Annotated in this window: 25 protein-coding genes; 5 read left to right on the plus strand and 20 right to left on the minus strand. The window is 33.4% G+C overall.

The annotated features are described in order from the left end of the window. Window positions 1–73 precede the first annotated feature (73 nt). The 9 genes from sdhB to zapA all read right to left on the minus strand — a co-directional run bounded on the left by sdhB (window position 74) and on the right by zapA (window position 10,975). On the minus strand, window positions 74–871 hold the full coding sequence (sdhB, locus tag MUA37_RS08780) for a succinate dehydrogenase iron-sulfur subunit (RefSeq protein ID WP_002510896.1): 798 nt from the start codon (window positions 869–871) through the stop codon (window positions 74–76). Window positions 872–873: 2 nt separating this feature from the next. Next, the gene (gene sdhA, locus MUA37_RS08785) at window positions 874–2,637 is read right to left on the minus strand and encodes a succinate dehydrogenase flavoprotein subunit (RefSeq protein WP_002510895.1); all 1,764 of its coding nucleotides are present in this window, start codon (window positions 2,635–2,637) and stop codon (window positions 874–876) included. A gap of 50 nt (window positions 2,638–2,687) precedes the next feature. After that, complete coding sequence (locus tag MUA37_RS08790; protein WP_002510894.1) at window positions 2,688–3,299, minus strand: succinate dehydrogenase cytochrome b558 subunit; 612 nt, start codon at window positions 3,297–3,299, stop codon at window positions 2,688–2,690. Window positions 3,300–3,600: 301 nt separating this feature from the next. Next, on the minus strand, window positions 3,601–5,403 hold the full coding sequence (gene uvrC, locus MUA37_RS08795; protein WP_254712578.1) for an excinuclease ABC subunit UvrC: 1,803 nt from the start codon (window positions 5,401–5,403) through the stop codon (window positions 3,601–3,603). A 203-nt stretch (window positions 5,404–5,606) separates the two neighbouring features. Beyond that, window positions 5,607–5,921, minus strand: a complete 315-nt coding sequence (trxA, locus tag MUA37_RS08800; RefSeq protein ID WP_232198577.1) for a thioredoxin — start codon at window positions 5,919–5,921, stop codon at window positions 5,607–5,609. Between the two features lie 80 nt (window positions 5,922–6,001). Beyond that, entirely contained in the window at window positions 6,002–8,353 is a 2,352-nt protein-coding gene (locus tag MUA37_RS08805) for an endonuclease MutS2 (RefSeq protein ID WP_262624522.1), read from the minus strand. Window positions 8,354–8,362: 9 nt separating this feature from the next. Next, complete coding sequence (polX, locus tag MUA37_RS08810; protein ID WP_262624523.1) at window positions 8,363–10,075, minus strand: DNA polymerase/3'-5' exonuclease PolX; 1,713 nt, start codon at window positions 10,073–10,075, stop codon at window positions 8,363–8,365. Window positions 10,076–10,187: 112 nt separating this feature from the next. Further along, a complete protein-coding gene (locus MUA37_RS08815; RefSeq protein WP_262624524.1) occupies window positions 10,188–10,709 on the minus strand; it encodes a CvpA family protein in 522 nt (173 codons plus the stop codon). After that, a complete protein-coding gene (gene zapA / locus MUA37_RS08820; RefSeq protein WP_002510888.1) occupies window positions 10,706–10,975 on the minus strand; it encodes a cell division protein ZapA in 270 nt (89 codons plus the stop codon). The genes MUA37_RS08815 and zapA overlap by 4 nt, the downstream gene beginning before the upstream one ends. A gap of 382 nt (window positions 10,976–11,357) precedes the next feature. Between zapA and rnhC the strand changes: the two genes are divergently transcribed. Then, window positions 11,358–12,287 carry a ribonuclease HIII gene (gene rnhC / locus MUA37_RS08825; protein ID WP_262624525.1) on the plus strand — a complete coding sequence of 310 codons (930 nt, stop codon included), beginning with the start codon at window positions 11,358–11,360 and terminating at the stop codon, window positions 12,285–12,287. A 162-nt stretch (window positions 12,288–12,449) separates the two neighbouring features. On the opposite strand, the gene pheT is transcribed toward rnhC, so the two are convergent. From pheT to MUA37_RS08855, 6 genes are all read right to left on the minus strand, one after another. Further along, the gene (gene pheT / locus MUA37_RS08830; RefSeq protein WP_262624526.1) at window positions 12,450–14,852 is read right to left on the minus strand and encodes a phenylalanine--tRNA ligase subunit beta; all 2,403 of its coding nucleotides are present in this window, start codon (window positions 14,850–14,852) and stop codon (window positions 12,450–12,452) included. Further along, entirely contained in the window at window positions 14,852–15,910 is a 1,059-nt protein-coding gene (gene pheS / locus MUA37_RS08835; RefSeq protein ID WP_002510885.1) for a phenylalanine--tRNA ligase subunit alpha, read from the minus strand. The genes pheT and pheS overlap by 1 nt, the downstream gene beginning before the upstream one ends. A 324-nt stretch (window positions 15,911–16,234) precedes the next feature. After that, complete coding sequence (locus MUA37_RS08840; protein WP_262624527.1) at window positions 16,235–16,975, minus strand: TrmH family RNA methyltransferase; 741 nt, start codon at window positions 16,973–16,975, stop codon at window positions 16,235–16,237. A gap of 18 nt (window positions 16,976–16,993) precedes the next feature. Continuing rightward, a complete protein-coding gene (locus tag MUA37_RS08845; protein ID WP_262624528.1) occupies window positions 16,994–17,935 on the minus strand; it encodes a M23 family metallopeptidase in 942 nt (313 codons plus the stop codon). Window positions 17,936–18,054: 119 nt separating this feature from the next. Beyond that, window positions 18,055–18,228 (minus strand): 50S ribosomal protein L32, encoded by a 174-nt coding sequence (gene rpmF / locus MUA37_RS08850; RefSeq protein ID WP_002435373.1) that lies wholly within the window; start codon window positions 18,226–18,228, stop codon window positions 18,055–18,057. An 82-nt stretch (window positions 18,229–18,310) separates the two neighbouring features. Next, entirely contained in the window at window positions 18,311–18,850 is a 540-nt protein-coding gene (locus tag MUA37_RS08855) for a YceD family protein (RefSeq protein WP_262624529.1), read from the minus strand. A 126-nt stretch (window positions 18,851–18,976) separates the two neighbouring features. On the opposite strand from MUA37_RS08855, the gene MUA37_RS08860 reads away from it, so the two are divergent. Beyond that, window positions 18,977–20,116, plus strand: a complete 1,140-nt coding sequence (locus tag MUA37_RS08860) for a nucleotidyltransferase (protein WP_142019717.1) — start codon at window positions 18,977–18,979, stop codon at window positions 20,114–20,116. Window positions 20,117–20,189: 73 nt separating this feature from the next. Here the strand turns inward: MUA37_RS08860 and coaD are convergent, their stop codons facing one another. Together coaD and rsmD are read right to left on the minus strand one after the other, a co-directional pair. Continuing rightward, window positions 20,190–20,675 (minus strand): pantetheine-phosphate adenylyltransferase, encoded by a 486-nt coding sequence (gene coaD, locus MUA37_RS08865; protein WP_002510880.1) that lies wholly within the window; start codon window positions 20,673–20,675, stop codon window positions 20,190–20,192. Window position 20,676: 1 nt separating this feature from the next. Next, complete coding sequence (rsmD, locus tag MUA37_RS08870; RefSeq protein WP_021458947.1) at window positions 20,677–21,219, minus strand: 16S rRNA (guanine(966)-N(2))-methyltransferase RsmD; 543 nt, start codon at window positions 21,217–21,219, stop codon at window positions 20,677–20,679. 74 nt (window positions 21,220–21,293) lie between these two features. Here rsmD and MUA37_RS08875 point away from each other — a divergent pair, with 74 nt between their 5' ends. Beyond that, the gene (locus tag MUA37_RS08875; protein ID WP_021458948.1) at window positions 21,294–21,683 is read left to right on the plus strand and encodes a DUF7147 family protein; all 390 of its coding nucleotides are present in this window, start codon (window positions 21,294–21,296) and stop codon (window positions 21,681–21,683) included. A 23-nt stretch (window positions 21,684–21,706) separates the two neighbouring features. On the opposite strand, the gene MUA37_RS08880 is transcribed toward MUA37_RS08875, so the two are convergent. Next, on the minus strand, window positions 21,707–21,958 hold the full coding sequence (locus MUA37_RS08880) for a YlbG family protein (RefSeq protein ID WP_002510877.1): 252 nt from the start codon (window positions 21,956–21,958) through the stop codon (window positions 21,707–21,709). A 117-nt stretch (window positions 21,959–22,075) separates the two neighbouring features. Between MUA37_RS08880 and MUA37_RS08885 the strand changes: the two genes are divergently transcribed. Further along, complete coding sequence (locus MUA37_RS08885) at window positions 22,076–22,993, plus strand: glycerophosphodiester phosphodiesterase family protein (protein WP_142019718.1); 918 nt, start codon at window positions 22,076–22,078, stop codon at window positions 22,991–22,993. A gap of 80 nt (window positions 22,994–23,073) precedes the next feature. Here MUA37_RS08885 and MUA37_RS08890 read toward each other — a convergent pair whose 3' ends face one another. Both MUA37_RS08890 and MUA37_RS08895 read right to left on the minus strand, forming a co-directional pair. Beyond that, window positions 23,074–23,508, minus strand: coding sequence for a YlbF/YmcA family competence regulator (locus MUA37_RS08890; protein WP_002510875.1), 435 nt, complete (start codon window positions 23,506–23,508; stop codon window positions 23,074–23,076). Between the two features lie 12 nt (window positions 23,509–23,520). Then, complete coding sequence (locus MUA37_RS08895) at window positions 23,521–24,570, minus strand: CAP-associated domain-containing protein (protein WP_021458949.1); 1,050 nt, start codon at window positions 24,568–24,570, stop codon at window positions 23,521–23,523. A gap of 358 nt (window positions 24,571–24,928) precedes the next feature. On the opposite strand from MUA37_RS08895, the gene MUA37_RS08900 reads away from it, so the two are divergent. Beyond that, window positions 24,929–26,281, plus strand: a complete 1,353-nt coding sequence (locus MUA37_RS08900) for an IS1182 family transposase (RefSeq protein WP_021459431.1) — start codon at window positions 24,929–24,931, stop codon at window positions 26,279–26,281. The last annotated feature ends 89 nt before the right edge of the window (window positions 26,282–26,370 follow it).

Genomic DNA, 26,370 nt, shown 5'->3' on the forward strand with positions numbered 1-26,370 from the left:
TTAGAAATTTTATATAAATTTTTTCATAAAAAAACCAACACCTGTTTACGCCACAGATGTTGGTATATAAATATTAATTTACTTGATGGTCAGAACCAAAGAATGATTTGAACATATGGAATGAAGTTTCTCTATTCAATGCTGCGATAGAAGTAGTTAATGGGATGCCTTTTGGACAAGCATTTACACAGTTTTGTGAATTACCACATTCTTGTAAGCCTCCACCGCCCATTAGTGCTTCTAATCTTTCGTCTTTTGTCATTGAACCTGTTGGATGTAAGTTAAATAATCTAACTTGTGAGATAGCTTGTGCACCAACGAAGTCATTTTTACTTGTAACGTTAGGACAAACTTCTAAACATACACCACAAGTCATACACTTAGATAATTCATAAGCAGTTTGACGTTTTTTCTCTGGCATACGTGGTCCAGGACCTAAATCATATGTACCGTCAATTGGTACCCATGCTTTCATACGTTTTAGGTTATCGAACATTCTAGAACGGTCAACTTGCAAGTCACGAATAACTGGGAAAGTGCTCATTGGCTCTAATCTAATTGGTTGTTCAAGTTGATCAACGATAGCTGAACATGATTGTCTTGCTTGACCATTAATAACCATAGAACAAGCACCACAAACCTCTTCAAGACAGTTCATATCCCAAATAACCGGTGTCGTTTTTTCACCTTTACTATTGATTGGATTACGTCTAATTTCCATCAGACAAGCGATAACGTTTAAGTTTTCTCTGTATGGAATTTCAAATTCTTCTTCGTAAGGCTTTGCTTGATCATTATCTTGACGCTTGATAATTAATTTGATTGTTTTTTGTTGGTTTTGTTGTTCAGTTGCTTGTTGAGTATCTGCCATGATTATTTACCTCCTTTAGACTTTTGCGTATAGTCACGTTTACGAGGTGGAATTAAGCTAATATCTACAGGATCGTAGGTGAATTTTGGTGCTTCTGTTTTTCCTTGATATTCTGCTAAAGTTGTTTTCAACCATTCCTCATCGTTTCTATCTGGGAATTCTGGTTTGAAATGTGCACCTCTAGATTCATTACGATTGTATGCCCCAATAGTAATAACACGAGCTAATACAAGCATATTCCATAATTGGCGAGTGAAGAATACTGCTTGGTTACTCCAAGTTTGTGTATCTTCAATATCAATATTTTTATAACGTTCCATCAATTCTACAATTTTACGATCTGTTTCTAATAAACTTTCATTTTCACGTACTACAGTTACATTAGCTGTCATAATTTCACCTAATTCGCGATGAAGTTTATAGGCATTTTCTTCACCTTTCATTGCTAATAAGTGATCGAATTTTTCTTGTTCTTCCTGTACACGACGTTCAAAAATTGTCTCATCTAAATCACTATATGATTTTTCAATATCTTGAATATATTTGACAGCATTTGGCCCTGCAACAGTACCACCATAAATCGCTGATAGTAATGAGTTCGCACCTAAACGATTACCACCGTGTTGTGAGTAATCACACTCACCAGCAGCAAACAGACCATTAACATTCGTCATTTGATCATAGTCAACATATAAGCCACCCATAGAGTAATGTACTGCTGGGAAGATTTTCATTGGTACTTTTCTAGGATCATCACCAGTGAATTTTTCGTAAATCTCAATGATACCACCTAATTTAACGTCTAATTCATGTGGGTCTTTATGTGATAAATCAAGGTAAACCATGTTTTCACCGTTAATGCCTAATTTTTGGTTAACACAGACATCAAAGATTTCACGTGTTGCAATATCACGTGGTACTAAGTTACCATAATCCGGATATTTTTCTTCTAAGAAGTACCAAGGCTTACCGTCTTTATAAGTCCAAATACGACCACCTTCACCACGTGCTGATTCACTCATTAATCTTAACTTATCATCACCTGGTATTGCTGTTGGATGAATTTGAATAAACTCACCATTAGCGTATTTAGCACCTTGTTGATAAACAATTGAAGCAGCAGATCCTGTATTAATCATAGAATTAGTAGTTTTACCAAAGATAATTCCAGGTCCACCTGTAGCCATAATTACAGCATCTGAGCCAAATGATTGGATTTCTGAAGTAGTTAAATTTTGTGCAACAATACCTCTAGCTGTATTTTCGTCATCCTTAACTATACCTAAGAATTCCCAGCCTTCGTATTTATTTACTAAACCATCTACTTCAAAACTTCTTACTTGTTCATCTAGTGCGTATAACAACTGTTGTCCGGTTGTTGCACCAGCATAAGCTGTTCTATGATGCATTGTACCACCAAAACGTCTAAAATCGAGTAATCCTTCGTTGGTACGGTTAAACATTACACCCATACGGTCAAGTAAATGGATAATTTTAGGTGCTGCTTCAGTCATTGCTTTAACTGGAGGTTGGTTTGCTAAAAAGTCCCCACCATATACTGTATCGTCAAAGTGTATGTCCGGTGAATCGCCTTCACCTTTAGTATTTACTGCACCATTTATACCACCTTGCGCACACACTGAATGTGAACGTTTAACAGGTACAAGTGAGAACAAGTCTACTTGTGCACCTTGCTCTGCTGCTTTAATTGTTGACATCAGACCGGCAAGTCCTCCACCGACAACAATAACTTTCTTCTCTGCCATATCTTGTCACTCCCCTAAATATCTCTAAAAATCAAATTAAATTAAAAAACTTATAGGAAAGCTAAAATCGCGCTAATTCCTATATATGATACAACTATAAATACGACTAGTGAAACCCATGTGAAAATTTGTTGAGATTTTTTAGATTGTAAAATACCCCACGTTACACCGAATGACCATAAGCCGTTTGCAAAGTGGAATGTAACAGCTAATAAACAAACGATATAGAAAATTAACCATCCTGGGTTAGTTACAATGTCATGTACCATATCAAAGTTAACTTCATGTCCTAATGCACGTTGAATTCTTGTTTGCCATAAGTGAATTGCAATGAAAACAAAAGTAATTACACCCGTGATACGTTGGAATAAAAACATCCAGTTTCTAAATGCTGAATAATGACCAACATTTTCTTTTGCCGTAAAGGCAATATGTACACCGTAAACTGCGTGATACAATATCGGAATATAAATCACGACAAATTCCAAAGCGATTAAAAATGGTAATGATTCCATAAATGCAGCTGCTTTATTGAACGCTTCTGCACCTTTAGTCGCTTGGTGGTTAACCATTAAGTGAACTAATAAAAAGCCACCTATAGGTATTACGCCTAATAATGAATGTAAGCGTCTTAAATAGAATTGATTTTTCGTATAAGCCAAAAGGAAGTCCCCCCTGTGAAACAATTAAATTTTGATTTCTTTATTGCTTTGTATCACGCAAACCAATTAAGCAAAGTATAATCATCAAAAAAATGAAACTTACATGTGATATAATTAAATATAAACTAAGCATTAAATTTTCAATACGTTTATATATTACACTACATACAATGTTCCATAATTAAATGATAATATTTCTCAATTAGAAAACGCTTCCAAATAAACCCAAAAAAAGAAACCTCGTTATTTCTTATTGTAACACTAAATAATTGTAAATTGGGCATGAGAATGATTCTCATGCCTAATTTTTTTTGTCACTATTGTCATGTAATGCATCATGTAGGTTTTTCGCAACATTTAGTGGTAAACCACTTTGTTGTAATTCCTCAATTGATGCATCTTTCATTTTTTTTATTGACCCAAATGTACGTAATAATTTAGTTTTACGTTTTGTACCTATTCCTTCAACGGTATCTAATACAGATTGTAATCCAGTTTTTTGTCGTGTTTGGCGATGGAATGTAATAGCAAAACGGTGTACCTCGTCTTGTATACGTTGTAATAAATAAAACGCTTGGCTATTCTTTTTCAATGGTACTAGTTCTGCTTCTTTACCATATAATAAATCTGCAGTTTGGTGTTTATCATTTTTTTTCAAACCTGCAACTGGAATATCTAAACCGAGTTCATTTTCTAAAACATCAATTACGCCATTCATATGACCTTTACCACCATCAACGATAATTAAATCTGGTAACGGTAACCCTTCATTTAAGACACGACTATATCTTCTACGTACAACTTCACGCATTGATTTATAATCATCAGGCCCTTCGACTGATTTAATTTTGTATTTGCGATAGCCCTTTTTATTTGGTTTCCCATCAACAAATGACACCATTGCTGATACAGGATCAACACCTTGAATATTAGAGTTATCAAACGCTTCAATTCGAATGGGTGTTTGAATTCCCATTCTATCACCAATTTCTTCTATTGCTTTTATTGTACGAGATTCATCTTTAGCAATTAACTCGAATTTATTCTCTAAACTAAGTTCAGCATTATGATTGGCTAAATCAACCATCTCTTTTTTCTTCCCTTTTTGCGGTTGAACAATTTTCGTATCTACTACCGATTGAACAACTTCACTATCTAAATGTTTAGGAATGTGTACTTCTTTAGGGAGGATATGTTGATTTAAATCATAGAATTGCCCGATAAAAGTATAAAACTCTTCTTCTTCAGTTTGTTGGATAGGAATCATTGTAGCATCACGTTTAATCATATTACCTTGTCTTATAAAAAACACTTGAATACACATCCAACCTTTAGAGACACTATAACCAAATATATCTCTAACCGTATTATCGGTCGAAGTAATTTTCTGTTTCTTCGTGAGATTTTGAATATGTTGTATTAAATCACGATACTCTTTCGCTTGTTCAAAGTCTAAATCTTCACTCGCAGCTTGCATTTTATGTTCTAAATTACGCATTATTGTTTTATCTTCACCATTTAGGAAATCCGTTATTTCTTTTGTCATCTCAGCATATTTATTTAAATCTACAGGATAAACACACGGCCCCATACATTGACCTATATGATAATACAGACATAACTTATCTGGCATTTTATCGCATTTTCTAAATGGATAAATTCGATCTAGTAATTTTTTCGTTTCTTGCGCTGAGTATGCATTTGGATATGGCCCAAAATACTTACCACTGCCCTTCTTAACCGTACGTGTCACAATAAGTTTTGGATGCTTTTCTTTTGTGATTTTAATGAAGGGATAACTTTTATCATCTTTTAATAAAATATTATAACGTGGTTGATATTGTTTAATTAAATTCAACTCTAATAAAAGTGATTCTGTTTCACTTGATGTGACAATATATTCAAAATTACGTATTTCACCAACTAGTCTTGTAGTTTTTGCGTCATGAGCGCCAGTAAAATATGAACGTAATCTATTTCGTAACTTTTTTGCTTTTCCGACATAAATAATTTGATTGTTGCGATCTTTCATTAAATAACAGCCAGGTTCCATAGGTACTACTGTTAATTTTTGTTTAATGTTTTCTTGATATTGTTCCACCATAGTTTTACCTCCCTTCGTTACAATTTCAATCATCATATTGCCGATATTTATACAAATAAAGAGCGTGAGACATCGTAAATGTTCCACACTCTCTTATTTAACGTATTAACAATAGCTGACTGTTGCACTGAAAGTCATATTAATAAACTTTAGTGCAGTTGGACAATAAATTACAAATACAGTCCACTTTATTTATTTTATACTTATAGATATTTGTCGATAACTTCAGCTAAGTTTTCTTTTGGTTGGAAACCTACTACTTTATCAACTGGTTCTCCATCTTTGAATACGATTAATGTTGGAATACTCATTACTTCAAATTTAGCTGCAGTTGATGGGTTTTCATCTACATCTAATTTTAAAATATTAGCTTTTCCATCATAGTCGCCTGCTAACTCTTCTAAAACTGGTGCAATCATTTTACAAGGTCCACACCAAGTTGCCCAGAAGTCTACTAAATTAACACCAGATTGGATATTTTCATCAAAATTTGAATCCGTTACTTTTACGATTGCCATAAATGCCAATCCTCCTTATTTTCAAATGATGAGCAAATTATAACAAATTTTATTTTCATATGCATAATACTTGCTCACTATTATTTTAATTCTACAACGGTAACACCGAAGCCACCTTCACTTGGCATTCCATTCCTATATGATGCCACACTTTTATGCTTTTTCAAATAGTTTTGTACACCTTTTTGTAATGCGCCTGTACCTTTACCATGAATAATATTCACTTGTTGGTAGTTACTTAACACAGCTTGATCGATATATTGATCTAATTCGCTCAACGCTTCTTCATATCGATAGCCCCTTAAGTCTAAATCCATTTTAATATTTTGTCTATTGGAACGCTTAACCATTTTCGTTGGTTGTTCTTGAGTTTTTTGTGTTTTTTCTAAATCTTGAAGTGGTAATTTCATTTTAATAATACCCATTTGAACTACCGCTTCGTCATCTCCTGACAACTCAAGTACTTCCCCTTTTTGTCCATAGGTTAATACTTTCACTTCATCACCCGCAGTGATTTTGTCCCATTTTTGCTTTTTGACATTTTGCTTAATGGATTTAGCTTCATATTGGTCATCTAGACGTTTTTTCTTATCGATAAGTTCATGTTCTTTTACATCTGCACCTTTTTGATCTCTCAACTTACGTAAGTCTTTAACAATTTCATCAGCCTCGTTAGTAGCTGCTTTAACACGTTGATTAGCTTTTTCTTTGGCTTCATCCATGAGCTGACGTTCGTATGCTTGGTAGTTGTGATATTGCTTTGTTAGTGCATCATGTGTAGCTTGTGCTTCTCTTAACAATTCGTCTAATTCAATACGTTGTTCATCAACGCGTTTAGAATTATGTTCTAATGACGCAATCATTTCATTTATTTCTTGCTCATCTTGACCAATCATGGATTTAGCTTTTTGAATCACACTCATTTTCAAACCTAATTTTTTAGAAATATCAAAGGCATTTGAACGTCCAGGTACGCCCATTAATAATTTATATGTTGGACTTAATGTTGTCACATCGAATTCTACACTGGCATTCATGACACCTTGTCTATTATAACTATAAGCCTTGAGCTCAGGATAATGGGTCGTTGCCATAACTAGACAATCAACTGCTCGTACATAATCTAAAATACTCATAGCTAACGCTGCACCCTCACTCGGGTCGGTACCTGCGCCTAACTCATCAAAAAGTATTAAACTATTACCATTCGCTTCTTCTAAAATTTCGACTATATTCGTCATATGTGATGAAAAAGTAGACAGTGATTGTTCAATAGATTGTTCATCACCAATATCACAAAAGACATTTTCAAATACACTTAACTGGGCTCCATCTAAAGTAGGTATTAATAAGCCTGATTGAGACATGATGACAATAAGTCCTAACGTTTTTAACGTTACTGTTTTACCGCCCGTATTTGGACCTGTAATAATAACAGTTGAAATATCTTCAGCAAATTCAATCGTATTGGCGACAACAGTATCTCTATCTAATAATGGATGAAATGCTTTAGGTAAATAGACTGTTCGATCTTGATGAAATGTTGGTTTTGTTCCTTTAATTGAGCGTGCATATCTCGCTTTAGCTGTTAAAAAGTCAATTTGTCCCATAACATTTTCTGCAGTTAGGCATGCGTCTGCTTCTGCTGCAACTTGTGCCGTTATTTCAATTAATATGCGCTCACGTTCGACAGCCTCATCATTTTTTAACCTACTGATTGTATTATTCATTTCAACTACAGATGATGGTTCGATATAAAGTGTTTGTCCTGAAGCTGATTGGTCATGAACGATACCATTAAAGTCTTGACGATATTCAGCTTTTACAGGTATAACATTGCGATCATTACGAACAGTAACAATAGCATCTGATAATTTCTTTTGATTACTTTGACTTTTGACGATTTTATCTAGATTTTGTTTGATTTTTTGTGTTGTATTTGAAATTTTACTGCGAATACCTTGTAGTTCATAACTAGCATCATCAAACAAATCATAAGCATCACATTTTTGATGTATTGTTTGATATAAATCCGTTAAAATCGGTAATTGTTCCATTTTATCATTTAAAATCGGGAACTGGATTTCTCCTTCGTCTTCCTCTACTAATTGATTGTAAAACGTCTTAAATTGATTTTGTATTTGGATCAATCGTTTGATCACATTGAGCTCATTTACATTTAATACGCCACCAATTGTCGCCCGATGAATATATTGTTGCACTTGTGCCAACCCACTCATACTAGGCATGCGATGTTTATTATAAATTTGGGCAATTTCATCTATTTCTGCGATTTGAAAAGTTACAGTATCAAAATCTATAGCAGGTGTCATGCCGCGAGCTTTTTCTCGACCAATATCACTCATGGCCTCATTTTCAACACTCTGCTTGATTTTATCGAATTCTAAGACATCTAATGATTTCTGTCTCATCTAATCCCTCTATTTCTTCAATTTAATATTGTCGTTTACAAATGACTGAAAAGCTGTGCGCGACATTGCATTAATAACTCGATTTTTTGTTACAAATCCTTTTTGCGCTGTTGCTACCCCATAAGCCATAAAATCTAAATGGTCAATATGATGGGCATCAGTATTAATTGTTAGCATTAGATTGGGATGTTTTCTCAACACATCAGCACTTAAATCTAATCTTTTAGGATTAGCATTAATTTCCAACACTGTATTCGTTTCTTCTGCCAAAGCACATAATTGCTCAATGTTAGGTTCATAACCTGGTCTTTTACCAATAATACGTCCAGTTGGATGTGCAATATGTTTAACATAAGGATTACGACATGCATTTTCTAAACGTTGCATAATCTCTGCTTCAGATTGATTAAAACTTTGATGTATTGCAACAATAACATAATCTAATTGCGCTAAAATTTCATTACTATAATCTAAATCACCATTAGGTAAAATGTCCATTTCTATGCCTGAATATATATCAATTTCATCATATTCAGCATTTAATTGTTTAATTTCGTCGATTTGGCGTAATAACCGTTCTTCAGATAAACCATTCGCTACTTTTAAACTTTGTGAATGGTCAGTAATTACCATAAATTCATAGCCTTTGGCAATATTTGCTTCCACCATATCTTTAATACTAAATGCACCATCACTATATGTTGTATGCATGTGGATATCGCCATTAATATCATTTAACTGTACAATTTGCTCTAAATTTTTATCAAATTCACTACCATCTTCTCTTAATGGAGGGGCAATCCAATTTACGTCGTAATGTTGATAAATTTCAGCTTCGCTTTGGTACTGTAATAAATTACCATCTGCTTGTTCTATACCATACTCACTAATTTTTTCATTACGTTCCTTTGCCATTTGACGAATACGTATATTATGATCTTTTGACCCTGTAAAATGTTGTAACGTATGATAAAAAGCTGCAGGTTCAATTAACCTGAAATCAACACCGATAATTTCATCGTCATAATCAATTTCAAGTGATACTTTAGTTTGGCCCACGGCAACTTCTTTGACTTTATTTGGTATTGTTAATAATGCTTGTTGCACTAATTCAGGTTCATCTGTGCTAATAATATAATCTAAATCTTTACTCATCTCTTTAAAGCGTCTAAAGCTACCTGCAACTTCAAATTTATCAATTTGATTAATAGTTTCCAAATGCGCTTTTATTTTTAGATTTAAACCACGCATTTGATCTATTGGGTATTTCTCTTTTCTAGCACCTAATGCTTTAACCGCTTCTAAAATATTTTGTTCTGTCTTTTTAGCAAAACCACTTAATTCACTGACTTTCCCTGCTTCACATGCTTGTTGTAAAGTTGTTTTATCAATGACATTTAACTCTTTATACAGTTTGGCAATTTTTTTACTACCTAAACCTTGTATTTTCATCAATGGAATTAATCCAGCAGGCACCTCTTGTTCTAAACTATTTAAAGTCATTGATTCTCCTGTTTGGTAATATTCATTAATGACTTCACCTACACCTTTTCCGATACCTTTTAGCTCAGTGACATCGTTAATTTCATCAAGTAGTCGTTCGTCAATTTCTAGACTTTGTGCTGCTTTACGATATGCTGAGACTTTAAATGTGTTTTCACCTTTCAATTCCATATATATAGCAATTTTTTCTAATAGTTGAATGATATCTTTTTTAGTCATTACAATTCCCTCCATAAAAAAAAGATAAAACAAATGACTTTTGCCTTGGTAGCAGTATGGCCGCTTTGTCTTATCCTCCTATGTTTTTATCCTTCATCACCTATGAAAGATATTAAATATTCACAACAAACTGAGATAGTATGGGTAGTTGTGTTATAAGTTGCTTCGCAATTATCGAAGATGTCAATTGGGATTGAATCCACGCGTTAGGGTAAAGTGAAGTAATATATAGCAACGGTACGAGATAAATACTTGCCGCAAATATACTGACAATGACTCCTATTCCCCTACTCATCTTACTTAACTTATGTGCTAATATTAAATTGTCAAACGTAACGATAATGGCATAAAAAATAAGTTTTGCCAGTGATGCTATTACAATAAAGGCAATAATATGATAGAAACGAGTTTCTAGATGATTAAATGATATTGCAAATGTTATATCATAAGCCTGTGTTTTAGGATAAGGCAAAAACAATTCCAAGCGCTCTGCTATTGGTAAATAATAGGATTTAGCAATAAATAAGGCTACCATCATCGTACCTATATGTAAAACACTAAATGCTGTACCACGTCTAAATCCAATAAATCCTAAAAAAATAATAAATAATAGACTTAGTACATCGATTATCATTGGTCTTTTCTATCTTGAAGTTGTTTAATCTGTTGTTGCAAACGTTCATTTTCCTCTTCCAATTGCACTTTTTCATGCATCACATTAACCGCTGTTAAGATTGCTTTTCTTGTAGTATCTAAACCAGCATTTTTACGGCCTAACTCCTTTAGCTTTTCATCTACTAAATTCGCTACATAGCGTATATGCTCTGGATTATCCGTACCAACAATTGTATAGTGTTGGTCATTGATATTGACGTTAATTCGATTTTTAAAATCACCCATATTTAGCGCCTACCTTTTTCAGTAATTTCCAATATATAGTTAAATTTATGTTTATTAAAAATTATTAATATATTTATCACACACCATTATACATGACTGTAAATTATTTTGTAAGACCTGTATTTGAATTGATATAGAACTGGTAATAATTATTATTTGCTGATTGATAATTTAGTAAATCGGCAAAATTAATTAAATCGATGTCTTTTTGTTCAAATATTTGCTAAATACCTTTATAACTCACTAATACGTAGAATATTATGTGGTAATGTATACTTTTATCTTTCCGTTGAATTGATGATATAGTCGCTAAATTTTCTACATTTATGATAAGATTAACGTTGTCTTTCAAACAATTAAAATTCAAAAGTGGTGACACATTATGGGAAATATCGTACATAAATTAACTAACACTGAAATACAAACATTAATGCAACAAATTAACTTTGATACAGCGCAATTACCACAAGGTATGAAAGCAAAAACAAAGTATAAAAGTACAGTGATATCAATTTATAATTCTAATAAAGTGATGTTCCAAGGTAAAGATGCAGAAGCTATTGCTCAACAATTACTACCTAAGAAAACAGCAACAACATCACCTTCAACAACCAAACAAACGCCAGCAACTTCTATAGCCTATAACCAATTTAATTGTATAGGAAGCGACGAAGCAGGTAGTGGCGATTATTTTGGACCTTTAACAGTATGTGCTGCATATGTTTCTACTGAAAATGTAGCTATTTTAAAAACGTTGGGTGTAGACGACTCCAAAAAATTAACTGATGCTAAAATTGTAGAACTTGCTGAACAATTAGTGACTTTCATTCCACATTCTTTACTGACTTTAGATAATGATCGCTATAATGACAAACAACATGCTGGTTGGTCTCAAGTGAAAATGAAAGCTGTACTACATAATGAGGCAATAAAAAACGTAGTTACAAAGTTAAATAGCGCACCGCTAGATTATATTGTTGTCGATCAATTCGCGGAACCTAAAGTTTACAAACGCTATACGTTATCAGCGTTACCTTGTGAATCAAAAACTCAATTTGAAACCAAAGGTGAATCTAAATCAATTGCTATTGCCGCAGCTAGTATTATTTCCAGATATGCTTTCGTAAAACACATGGACAAAATGTCACAACAACTTAATGCCACAGTGCCTAAAGGTGCCAGTAAAAAAGTTGATCTATTTGCAGCAAAACTTATTGAGCGACATGGTGTAAGTTTTCTTGATCATCTAAGTAAAAAGCATTTTGCCAATCGTAATAAAGCTCAGCAACTCGTTACCTCAAAATATCAATAAAATTAAACATAAAAAAGAGCCCTAGACATAAAACGTCTCTGACTCAAAAATAAACGTCAATTTCTATCGAGAAGATATGGAAATTGACGTTTTCTTTATTTTTTATAGCAAAATATAAAGAGGACCAATCCATTTTAAAGATTAGTCCTCTTTTTGTGAGCATTATCTTACTGTCGCACCTTGGGCAACTAATGCTTCTAAAATATTGTCATGTACAGCATTTACTTTATCATCTGTTAATGTATCTGCAGTATCTAAATAGTTAATTCTAATAGCTACAGATTTTTCGTCTTCTGCAACATGTTCACCTTGATATACATCAAAGACTTGTGCATTTTGGAAAATATCTCCACCATTTTGTTTAATTGTGTCTAATAATTTTGCTGATGGCAGATCTCTATTAATAACTAAAGCTATATCTCTTGTTACTCCCGGGAATCTAGGAATTGGTTCGTAGTTAATATAGCCCACTGCGACAGCCATTAACTTATCATAATTTAATTCAAAGACATAAGTTTGTTTTAAATCATAATCTTTTTCGACATTTGGATGTAACTCACCAATAAAACCAACAACTTGGTCATTCAAATAGACATGAGCTGTACGGCCAGGGTGTAAACCATCAATTTCTGTAGCTTCATAAGCGAATGATAGGTCTAATACTTCGGCAATACGATCTACAAAACCTTTGGCAATAAAGAAATCAATTGCTTCTTTTTTACCTTGCCATTGGTTAACAACATAATCCCCTGTTAAAATTCCGCTTAAATATTCAACTTCATCTGGTAATTCGCCTTCCTCGTTACCAAAGAAAACTCTACCAAGTTCATAGAGACGCACGTCATCATTTTTACGAGCTACATTATAAGCTACTGCATCTATCAAATGTGGAATTAAACTTTGACGTAACGTCGCATGTGCTTCACTCATAGGCATTAATAAATCAATTGTGTTATGTTTCTCTAATGTAAAGTCTTGCGCACGCTCTTTACTAATTAGTGAGTAATTAATAGCTTGACTTAAACCTGCCCCTTCTAAAGTCGCTTTAATTTGACGCGCTTTAGCTTGGTTATCTGTTAGTTCACCACTCGTAACTTGATCAAACACAGGCAATGTAGATGGAATTTCATCATAACCATAAATTCTAGCAATTTCTTCAATTAAATCCTCTTTAATTGTAATGTCTTTACGTCTTGACGGTACTAACACCTTAATTGTGTCACCGTCACTATGTGTTTCAAAGCCAAGTTGTACAAAAATACTTTCGATATCTTCAACTGTTAGATTAAAACCTATTGTGTTATTTACTTTTGCTACTGTTATCTCAATAGGTGTTACAAAACTACCTAAACCACCTGCTGCAACGCGATCAGCTAATACCGTACCATTGGCGTACGTTGCAAGTAAGTAACATGCTCTATCTACTGCTTCATCTACAAATTCAGTAGCGATACCTTTTTCAAATCTACTTGACGCTTCACTGCGTAAATTCAATCGTCTTGAAGTATGACGAATTGACACTGGATCAAAGATAGCACCTTCAATAACTACATTTTTTGTTTCCGCTGTGACTTCTGAAAAATCTCCACCCATAACACCAGCGATAGCAATTGGTTCTTGACCATTTGTAATCACTAAATCTGAAGATTGTAACTGGCGCTGTTGGTCATCTAACGTGTTCATCGTTTCTTGATGATTTGCATGACGTACCACGATAGAATCAGAACCGATTTGATCTTTATCAAACATATGCAAAGGTTGACCATATTCTAACAATACATAATTCGAAATATCTACTACATTATTAATTGGTCTAATGCCTGCTTTCATTAAACGCGCTTGCATCCATATTGGAGATGGTGCAATTGTCACATCAACTACTGCACGCGCACTATAATATGGTACATGATCTGTAGCATCAATCGTGACAGATAATTGGTCTGAGATGGAACTTGTCGCTGTTTCAGTAGTACTTTGTGGTTTTGTCATTGTCGTATTATAAAGTGCCGCTGTTTCATAAGCAGTACCTATCATACTTAATGCATCAGCTCTATTTGGTGTCAAATCAAATTCCATTACTTGATCGTTTAAATATAATGCATCCAATGCATTTGTTCCTGGAGCGACTGCTTCTGGAAATACAAAAATACCATTTTCAAATGCTTTTGGAACTACATTTTCGGCAATACCAATTTCTTGTAATGAACAAATCATACCTTCTGAACGTTCGCCACGTAATTTTGCTCTTTTGATTTTAATACCACCAGGTAATCTTCCACCTACTGTTGCTACAATTACCGTTTGTCCTTTATCGACATTAGGTGCACCGCACACAATTTGTACAGGTTCACTCTCACCAATGTCTACCGTACAAACATTTAATTTGTCAGCATTAGGATGAGGTGCTATAGCAGTAATATAACCTACAACTAAATTTTTGATATCTTCGGTGTAATCTATAATATCGTCTACTTCAATCCCTGTACGTGTAATTCTTTCAGCCAATACATTTACTGGTTGATTTATATCTATATATGATTCTAACCATTCTTTTGAAATTAACATTACGCTTCACCTCTATCTTCTACTGCTTTAAATTGATTTAAGAACCTTACATCATTAGTATAAAAATGACGAATATCTTCAATGCCATATTTCAACATAGCAATTCGATCTGGACCCATACCAAAGGCGAAACCAGTATATTTCTCTGAGTCAAATCCAGCTTTTTCTAGTACATTAGGATGTACCATACCAGCGCCTAATATTTCAATCCAGCCAGTATGTTTACAAACGTTACAGCCTTTTCCTTTACACTTAAAGCATGAAATATCAACTTCGACAGATGGTTCTGTAAATGGGAAATAACTTGGACGTAAACGGATTTCACGTGCATCACCAAAAAGTTTTTTAGCAAGTAATTCCAAAGTACCTTTTAAGTCACTCATTTTAATATTTTCATCAACTACTAATCCTTCAATTTGAGTAAATTGATGACTGTGCGTCGCATCATCTGAATCACGTCGATATACTTTACCTGGACAAATAATTTTTACAGGTGCTTGGCCATTACGTTGTTCCATAGTTCGCGCCTGAACAGGTGACGTATGTGTACGCATTAAAATTTCTTCAGTAATATAAAAACTATCTTGCATATCTCTTGCTGGGTGAGATTTAGGAAGATTTAAAGCTTCAAAATTATAATAATCTTGTTCCACTTCGTAGCCATCAACAATTTCATAACCCAAACCGAGGAACAAGTCTTCTATTTCTTCAATTGTGCGCGTTAAAGGATGTTTTGCTCCGATAGCAATTTTACGACTAGGTAAAGTCACATCAATTTTTTCAGTCGCTAATTGTTGTTCCAATTTAGCCTCTGCTAAAATTCCTTGGCGTGCTTCAATTGCATTTTCAATAGCTTGACGTACTTCATTCACTTGTTGACCGTATGCAGGTTTTTCCTCATTAGGCAAATCTTTCATACGTTTCATTAATGCACTAACCGAACCTTTTTTACCAAGATATTTCACTTTTATTCCTTGTAATATTTGTTCGTCATTAGCTTCATTTATATCTATTAAAGCTTGTTGCTTTAATTCCGACATTTCTACTGGTAGAGCCATAGTAGTTCCTCCTTATATTACCGTTTCATTTACTTCATTATTACAAAAAAAGACTTTCACCCCTCTGTAATTAAGGGACGAAAGTCTTTCCGTGGTACCACCCAAATTTATGCAATTGCATACACTTGTTAGACATTGGTAACGGAATGTGAGCCGACTTAAATTTCTTTAAGTAACCAAAAAGGTGAAAAAAATTATACATTATTGGAATAATTTACAGTCATGATTATTCTCCCTGAACAATAATTAGTGATAATTTACGTCTTTTTATTGGTTTATATTTTTTTCATTCAAAATAATTATATACGATGTTGGTAGTAAGGGTCAACCTTTCAAATGATACATTAAAATACTACCAGCAATGGCTACGTTGAGACTTTCAGCTTTACCATAAATAGGGATATTTAAATTCTGTGTTGTTTCGGCCAATAAGTCAGGGTTAACACCTTCACCTTCATTACCTAACAATAGTGCAAAATGATTTACATTTGCCACCTCATTAAATGGTTTTGCATCGTTAAGAGCCGTACCAAAGATATCTCCTTGGAATGATTGCATAAATGTATGTAAGTCGTCAGTAACGATTGGTAAATGAAACACACTGCCTTGACTTGCTCGTAATACTTTATCTTGATACGGATTCGCAGTCCCTTTTTCTAAGACGATTAAATCTAAACCAGCCGCATCTGCAGTTCTAATCAATGTCCCTAAATTACCAGGATCTTGAATACGATCTATTAGCAAAACTTGTGTTGCTTTAGTAGTATCATAAGTTGGTTTTTCGATCACAGCGAAAAAACCTTGAGGTGTAACAGTATCAGACAGTGCTTCAGCTACTTTGATGTTAATTTCAAAACATGTTTCAGCATAGTCCACAATTTGGCTATCTAATCGACCTTGTTCAACCATAAATAATTGTAAAATTTTTATGTCACTTTTAAAAGCTTCTTCAATCAAGTGATGACCTTCAATTAATGCCAAACCTGTTTTATCTCGTTCCCGTTTCTTTTTTAATTTAGTAGCTTGCTTAATTTTACTATTTTGTGCAGAAGTAATGTTTTCCATAACATATCCTCACTATCTTTAGTTTTTAAATCTGTGTAAAAGATGTAAGCCATAATTTTTCAATACATTTGTGAGCGCGTGATGTGATTCTATTTTCATTTTATCACCTGAATAATAAACCTTATCGCCTCTTAGTGGCTCATTTTGGTCTAAAAATTTAATTTTATAAGTATAACCACTATGTGTTTTAATTTTATTCATAATATGAAAATGGAGATGCGGTTCACTACTGTTGCCAGAGTTACCTATGTTAGCAATATGTTGTCCTCTTCTTACAATATCACCTACATCTACCTTGATAGAGTCACTTTGCAAATGGGTTACTATGCTATATTCATTTAGTTGATGTTGAATGATAACGAAATTACCTTCTGGATGATTCGTATTGGCTTCACCTGGGGTATTGTCTTTAATATTTTTTAATGTTTGTACTACTTTTCCATTGGCTGGAGCTACAACTGATTGACCATAACAATAATAATTTTCATTTTGATTAGGTGTACCTTGATAAGTCATATCTTCATTTACCATTGTTAAATCATAAGCATTACGCTGATATTTAAAATTAAAATGATGATTTAATAATTCATTATCCCCGCCGGCACTAACAAAATATTCTCCTTCAATTGGCATCGTATAATATTGTTTTGTCAATTTTTGCGATTTATTTTTTTCTAATGGTAATAACACCATACTGACAATTTCATTATATTTATTAAGTGTCACACTAACGCCTGCTTGCCCATTGTCAGCTATCCAAATAAATTCATCTGTTTTATTGACTTTTATATGGCGAAAAAGCGTGTGGGTAGTGCTAATTTTATTATACTCTTTTAGTATTGATTTTAACTCTACTAATGAAGTTACATCTTGAAAATAGTCACTAAAATGGTTATATAACCACTCGAAATCATTTGCTTCAATTTTCTCTATAATGTTCTGCTGTTTTAATGTGCTCACATTGTCACTACCAATCATTGTCATTAGATTTACATATCTAAAAAAATCGTCCAAAAATTATTGACTTAATAATTAATGAACGATTGTCTTGACTTAATGAAGTCATTTACATATTGAAATTATTTTGATACAACTTCTTCACCATTGTATGAACCACAGTTCTTACATACGCGGTGAGATAATTTGTATTCGCCACAGCTTGGGCATTCTGTCATACCTGGTACTGAAATTTTGAAATGAGTACGACGTTTATTTTTTCTTGTTTTAGATGTTCTTCTTTTTGGTACTGCCATGATTTATCCTCCTTATATTCAAACACAAAATCATTAATGTTCAGATTCAATAATCTATTATACTATAGATTACTTGAAACTGCTATTGCTCTTCGTCATATAATTGTTGTAATTTTTGAAGCCTTGGATCGACTTGCTTAGACTCTGACGCTTCTTGTTCTTTTTTAAGTTCAGCCGCTTGCGTTTCGTCAATAACTTGCCAACCATTACCTTCGCGCATCATTTGATCACTATTTTCTGCAAATGCACGCATTGGCTTTTCTATGATGACAAGTTCTTCTGCAATATCTTTTAAATTTATCATTCCATCAGTGGCATCGTGATAATGTTCATCATCTTCACTGTATGAATCAAATCCCTCTAAATCAAAAATTTCTTGAGAAGTAGTATCTAGCGGCACTTCTACAGGAACTAAGGTTCTGGCACATGACATGGTATAAACACCAGTAATATGCATATCTGCGATAACCTCGTTTGATTTAACGGTTAGTTCACCTTCTACCGTAATGGCAGATAAATCTAACAAATCCAATGAGTCTTTCAAATGATCAAAATTCACCGTTTGCTTAAATACAAATGGCTCATCTTGGTATTTTCTTAATTGCGTTATTGACCATTTCATATGGCTTCACCTCTAACAAGCACAAAATTTATTTTAACTTTATAGATTTAAGTTGTCAAGATTTTTTCTTAACACTTTTATATCTGTTACAATATCTATAATGAATACCGAAAGGAAGAAATGCAAATGAAAAGCGTTGCGTTAGTAACAGAGTATAATCCCTTCCACAATGGTCACTTATACCATGCCAAACAATCAAAGTCAATCTCAGGAGCAGATATTAGTGTCGCAATCATGAGCGGACAATTTGTCATGCGTGGTGCCCCTGCATTTTATAATAAATTTCTGCGCACACGTATGGCATTACAAGCCGTCGATATTGTTGTTGAATTACCTGCGTTTGCAGCAATATCTGCAGGCCAATACTTTGCTGAAAGTGCTGTTAAGGTTGCACAGTACCTCAATGTTGATCACTTGTCATTTGGCAGCGAATCTGGAAATATCACAGAATTTCAACAAGTAGCGCAACAATTAACACAATTGGAACATACACCAGCTTTCACCCAAAAAGTAAAAGAAGGTAAAAGTTATCCTCGAATTATAAGTGAACTGACGAATAATAATACAATTTTAAAGTCACCGAATAATACATTAGGTGTATCCTATGTGAGAGCAATTCAACAATATGCGCCACATATCCAACCTTGGACCATTTCACGTCATCAAACTAATCACCATGAGAGTAATATTATCAATCCAACATATGCTAGTGGTACTTCTATTAGAAATGCACTACAAGACAATGATCCAAGTTGGCAGTCTGTCGTACCTAATGATATTCAACAGCTATATACTGCGCCACATTTGACAGTAGAACAGTGCTTTCCATTTTTAAAGTATGCTATCATCACACACTCTATTGAAGCATTACAAGGCATTCATTTAATGAATGAAGGACTAGAACAACGTATTAAAAAGTATATTGGACAAGCAACCTCTTTTGCTGAATTAATGCAACTTTTAAAAACTAAACGTTATACTTATACACATATACAACGTGTCTTAATGAATATATTGTTACAGTTCTATCAAGGTGACAAGCCACAAAATATCGAAGCCGTGCATATATTAGGAATGTCACAACAAGGACAACGCTATCTAAAGCAACTCAAAAAGCAGTTCCCAGAACGTCATTTTGTTACTAATATCAATAAGCAAAATGGACACTTTTTCTCTTCCGAAATTCGCGCAACAACAGTTTATAATTTATTGTCACAACAACAAGCTACCGATTTCAACACCCCGGTAATTCGTACTGAAACTTAAAAACCTACTGTTTACAAAAAACGTATAACTACCTAGTGTGGATGCACTAGGTAGTTATACGTTTGCACAGCTATTATTTTTTAAACTTTTCATTCAATGCTTTTGCAACATGCTCTGGCACAAAATCAGAAACATCTGCTTTATATGCAGCTACCTCTTTGACCACACTAGAACTAATAAATGAATAATTAGTACTCGTCATCATATACAATGTTTCAACATCGCTATTAAGTTTTTTGTTCATTGAAGTCAATCTCAGTTCATATTCAAAATCACTTACAGCACGTAGTCCTCTAATAATAGTTTGTGCACCAATTTCATCACAGAAATCCACTAAAAGCCCACTAAAGGCATGCACAGTGACATTGTCTAAACCTTTAACAGATTCTTCAATTAAAGCCATCCGTTCATCCACCGAAAAAGTGCCTGCTTTACTGCTGTTTTTTAATACACAAATATGTATTTCATCAAATCGATCCGTACTTCTTTCAATGATATCTAGATGTCCAAAAGTAATTGGGTCAAAACTTCCTGGAATCACAGCTTTTGTAGTAGTCATATTATTCTCCCTTTTCTAGTAACAATGTGTCTGTTAGCCCGTAATGATACTGCTTTATTTTATGAAATGGTTCATACTTTATAGTTTCTTTATGATTAAACTCACAGATGATAATACCATGTTCTTTTAATAAATCAAATTTTGCTATTGCTTCTAATGCTTCGTCAATAAGCCCTTTATCATAGGGTGGGTCTAAAAAGATGTAATCAAACTGAATCTCTCGTTTACTTAATGCTTTTAACGCTCTATCTGCATTGTTTTTATATACTTCTGCTTGTGCTTCAATACCTAAACTTTTTAAATTACCTTTAATGACTTGTGTTGCTTTAAAATTTTGATCTACAAAAATAACTTTTTCCATACCTCTAGACAGTGCCTCTATACCTAAGGCACCACTGCCTGCAAATAAATCTAAGCCTAAGCCCGATACTTCATGTAAACTATTAAAAATCCCCTCTTTGACTTTGTCCATAGTTGGTCGTGTATTACGCCCTTCCATACTTTCTAACGGTTTACTTTTGTGTACACCTGAAATTACTCTCATTGTTATCTACACTTCCAATCTCACACCAAATTTTATATAATTTTATATGCACAACGTAAAAGGAGACATATAAAATGAAACAATCATTTATTTTGCTAGGTGAAGGTCTCACCGATTTGTTTGAATTTACAACATTAATTGAATATAACCATCAACGAATTGCAGCCATTGTCAATTTTCATACACCCATGTCGGACAAACAGCGTTCTTCTGTAGCGATAATTATGCATCCAACAACAGAACGACATTTTCAAGCTATGTACATTATGATAAATGCCTTTAATTATCCGTATCCAAAAACTAATAAAAAATTTGAACTCATTAAAGAATACGCAGAACAATATAATCTATCGTTTAAAGGGATTGATGTCCAACCACCTGAAACGTATCATGATTTAGATTTATATTTTAATTATTTGACCAGTGTTTTACGCATGCAAAATTGGATTCCACCGTTACAATAAATTCAAATTAGCGCTCGTTATATTTATGAAAGTTCATGTCTTTCTTTTTCATAAACTTTCTTCAAATATTTGTATGGTGACCCGTCAATTTTACGCACATATTTTAGCTTCATCAACTTGTGTACAATGGCGTCCGCTTCATCTTCATTTATATACAACATGACATATTTTTTTTGCTTATTTGAATGGACGATGTGACCGAATTTCCTAATTTGACGTTCGTGTTTCATATGTTTCAAATAAATAACTAAACTTGTTCTCGCTATAATATCCATATTATTTCACTCCATTTGTTAGCCACTTTATAATATCATGACTTTTTATTTTTATAAATAACAATTATATGTAGTAGTACGATGTTTGGGTATATAGTTTATAGGAGGTTATCTATAATGACTAAATTTAATGTATTAATCAAAAGTGCTTTTATAGGCACAGTGGGAGTAGTTGGCAGTTTATTCTTTCTCAAAAAATATAACTACAAACGCACAAATATGGCTGTCCCTACGTTTTTCACTCATGCAAGCCCTTATATTTTTGCACGTAGAGGCGGTATGGCCGTTCGTCCAGAGCACACACAACTTGCTTTTGATTATGCCAATAACCACAAAGTAACTGGTTTTGATATTGATATTAGGTTAACACAAGATTATCATTTAGTTGCTTTTCATGATAGTGAACTTGACCGCACAACAAATGGTTCGGGCGCTGTTATGACTCATAATTTAGCTGAATTACAACATTTAGATGCTGGATATTACTTTACAGATATAAATAAACACCACCCATACAGAGACCATCATTTGGCTAAAATACTATCGCTATCAGAAGTATTAACAAAATATCCTAATCAATTAATCATTGTACATATCTTAGATGCGCCTGATACTACTAATGCACATCGTATACCTAAGTTGCTCTTTGATATTATCGTACAGCATCACGCACAACACCGTGTTGTTGTTATGAGTCCATTCGTAGAACATATAACAGCATTCGCTGACTACAATGAGGAAGAGATTGCTGTTGGAGCAAGTCAAAAGGAAATGACTGAAGCATTTATTAAATACATTTTAGGAATAGGACATACGTTCAAACCTAAATCACACTTTTTTCAATTAACACCTCAAATAAACCATACAAAACGTCTAGAATACAACTATATTCAATGGTTACTACGTTTAAATATAGTTCCTAGTTATAGCCCAGTGAACAACTTAGATTTAATGCAAGAATTAACGAAACATGGTGTCCATTCGATAGTTACCGATCGACCAGATTTAGCTCAACGTTTTAATAATATTAAATAAAAAGTTAGCAAACATCTTTGTTCGCTAACTTTTTTACTTAAAAATTTTCAATTTATTTATATCACTGTCTATAACAATTGCTAAATAGAACAATTACACGAACCGCCAGTGGAACAACCACCAACATCTTTTTGGAAAAATGGATTACCTGCTTCAATTTTCACATTTTGTGAAACAGCGTGTGCTAGTTTGGTAATCACTTCGTCAACAAGTGTTTGAAGTGCCATCTCTTTTTGTTTAAAGTCCATCACTACAGGTAACATTTCATATGCTCTTTTACGTTTTCGCGTGTCCATCATTACTGTTTGATAATCAGGATGGTATTTGCCAAAGCGCATCACTTCATCGTATGATTCTTTCGACTTCAAAAATGCTTGGTACAATAAATGGGCTTCATCATCAGCTTCTAACGCTTGCTCCGCTTGACGATACGCGTCATATAAGTCTGAGTTACCAATCATTTCACCTAACATTTCAATTTTGTCGAGGACTTTTACTGTTTCTTCCGTTATCATCTTATATCCTCCTTACTTATCTTCAACAAAGATTAATGTATAATAATCATCCATTACTTCTCCACCCATAGTATTGTACTTAGTGTTCAACATTCGTGAACGGTGAATGTCTGAATTTAACCAACTATGAATCAACGTTGGCACATCATTAAATTCATATCCAACGTTTTGACTCGCTGAATTAAATGGAATTTGTCGTGCATCTAGTTGTTGTTTTAATGCTTCTTCTGTAAATTCTACACTTTCTGAATCTGTTGCCTCATATAAGTTATATGAAGCTATATGAGATAGCTCATTCTTAACATTTAAAGGTTTTGCCCCTTTTAATTTACGCATTTCATTAGTGATTTCATACAAAGTCATTAATTGGTTGGCATTTTGTTCATATGGTCTTTTAGGCTCTTTTTCTTTTTTGTCATTAGCTTCTTCATTTTCCACTGTTTGATACGGTTTGAAAGTTGTTAAAGCTTCACTATCTAAATAGCGAACGCCAACAATTTTGTTAGTTTGTTGGTCTGTATAAACTTGAGCATACATATGATCAAATTTAACTAAAGTTTGTGTTTTCATATCTTCATCTGATAGTTCTAAATCATATGTTTTATTCTGCGTTGAGATTGTTGGTTCTGGATTAATTGTTAAATCTTCAAACACACTCGAAGCATTATCTGATATTTTTAATGGCGATACATCAGATTTTGTTCCAGTAGCATAGACAGACTTGATAACGTTCTTTTTCGCTGAAACTAAATAATACTGATCTTTATCTTTAAATACATATGTTTTAAATCCATTTTGATATGGATAAACACGATCAGCTTGACCATATTTATCTGTTAAATTATTAATATTTTTTCCTATCCAAGTACCTACACCACTTTCAGGTGTTTTATTTTCTGTATCTCCCTTTTGCTGTTTGTAATCTTTATTCGACGTTGTTTGTTTACTATTGTTATTTGGATTTTCTAATACATCAAATTTTAATCTTGGAGAATAAAATAAATAAATTAGGAATAATATTAAAACTAAAGCACCAATAACTTTTATTATTAGCTTATTCATCATTCACCCACCTAATTCATCATATGGTCATTGTACACATTTTATCAAGTCATTAGCAAGAATCTTCATTATGGTTTAACAGTAACCTAGATGTATCAGTTTAGCCTAATAATAATTCGATGACTATTGATTACACTTCAAATTGTACAAAAATAAAAAGCTTAGCCTTATGCTAAGCTCAGACTGTCGACAAAGTCTCCGACTTTGTTGGCAGTTTTTTTATGCACGCTTTCCGCGGGCACTGCCTTAGCCTGTAGTCTTCGGCTAGTGATATTCCCGCAGGAGTCGGCATAAATTACTGCCAATATTACACAAAAACATTATAATATATGTAAATTAAACAGTGGTGGTGTTTATTATGTTGAATAAATCAATTGATAAAAGAGATCAATATGAAATGATTTCTATCTCTGAATTAGTCCCTAATAATCATTTATTACGTAAAGTCGATGCGATATTAGATTTAAATTTTGTGTATGAACTTGTCGAAGACAAATATTGCCTTGATAATGGTAGACCATCTATAGATCCTGTTATTTTAGTAAAAATATTACTCATACAAAGGTTGTTTGGCATTAAATCAATGAGACAAACAATTAAAGAAATAGAAACAAATGTAGCTTACCGTTGGTATTTAGGATATAGCTTTTTAGATAAAGTACCTCATTACGGAACTTTTAGTAAGAACTATACACGTCGTTTTCATGATACAGATTTATTTGAACAAATATTTGAGAAAATACTAGAAATAGCTATCAAAAATAACTTAATAGATCACTCATCTTTATTCATTGATTCTACACATATTAAAGCAAATGCAAATAAGAATAAATACATCAAAAAAATTGTAAAAAAAGATACACTTCACTTCCAAGAAGAATTGGATAATGAAATAAATGAACAAAGGCGAGCACAAGGAAAAAAGCCAATAAAAAATAAAAGCAAGGAGGAATATAAAACCAAAAAAGTAAGTACGACTGATCCAGAAGCTGGGTACTACGTTAAAGGTGAACGAGAAAAGCAATTTGCTTATAGTTTACACGCATGTGTAGATAAAAATGGTTATATTATTGATAAGCACGTGACACCTGGTAATATTCACGACAGTACACAACTCAAACCAATGATTGAAAGATTGGAAACCAAGCAGATGTTGCCTATCACATTAGCAATTGATTCAGGTTATAAAACACCTTTTAATGCACACTTTTTGCTTGAAAAAGCAATTGTACCAGCAATGCCATATACGAGACCTAAAGGAAAACCTGGTTTTTTCAGAACAAAAGATTTCATCTACGATGAACATTATGATACTTATATTTGTCCTAATGATGAAACTTTACTATATAAAAGAACAATGCCAACAGGACACAGATTATATGTATCAGATGCTTCAATATGTCGAGACTGTCCACTACTAAATAAATGTACTGAAAGTAAAGATGCCATAAAACAAATTAGAAGACATGTTTGGCAAGATGATTTAGATATAGTTGAAGATTTAAGGTTTGTGGATACAATTAAAAAACAATATAAAATGCGAAGTCAAACAATAGAGAGAAAATTTGGCGATGCAAAAGAACAGCATGGTATGAGATGGACGAGATATAGAGGACATGACAAAGTTTCCATGGATACCACGCTAATTTGTGCTGCCATGAATCTTAAAAAAATCGCAATGTGGCTAATAAAAGGCCCAGTAATGGTCTGAAAGACCACTGCAATTTTGAAAAAAACTATAAAAAAAGAAAATAAATAAACCCTTCGCATTAACTTGCGAAGGGTTTGTCCACGTTCTGA

This window comes from Staphylococcus arlettae (assembly GCF_025560845.1).
Lineage (GTDB): Bacteria > Bacillota > Bacilli > Staphylococcales > Staphylococcaceae > Staphylococcus > Staphylococcus arlettae.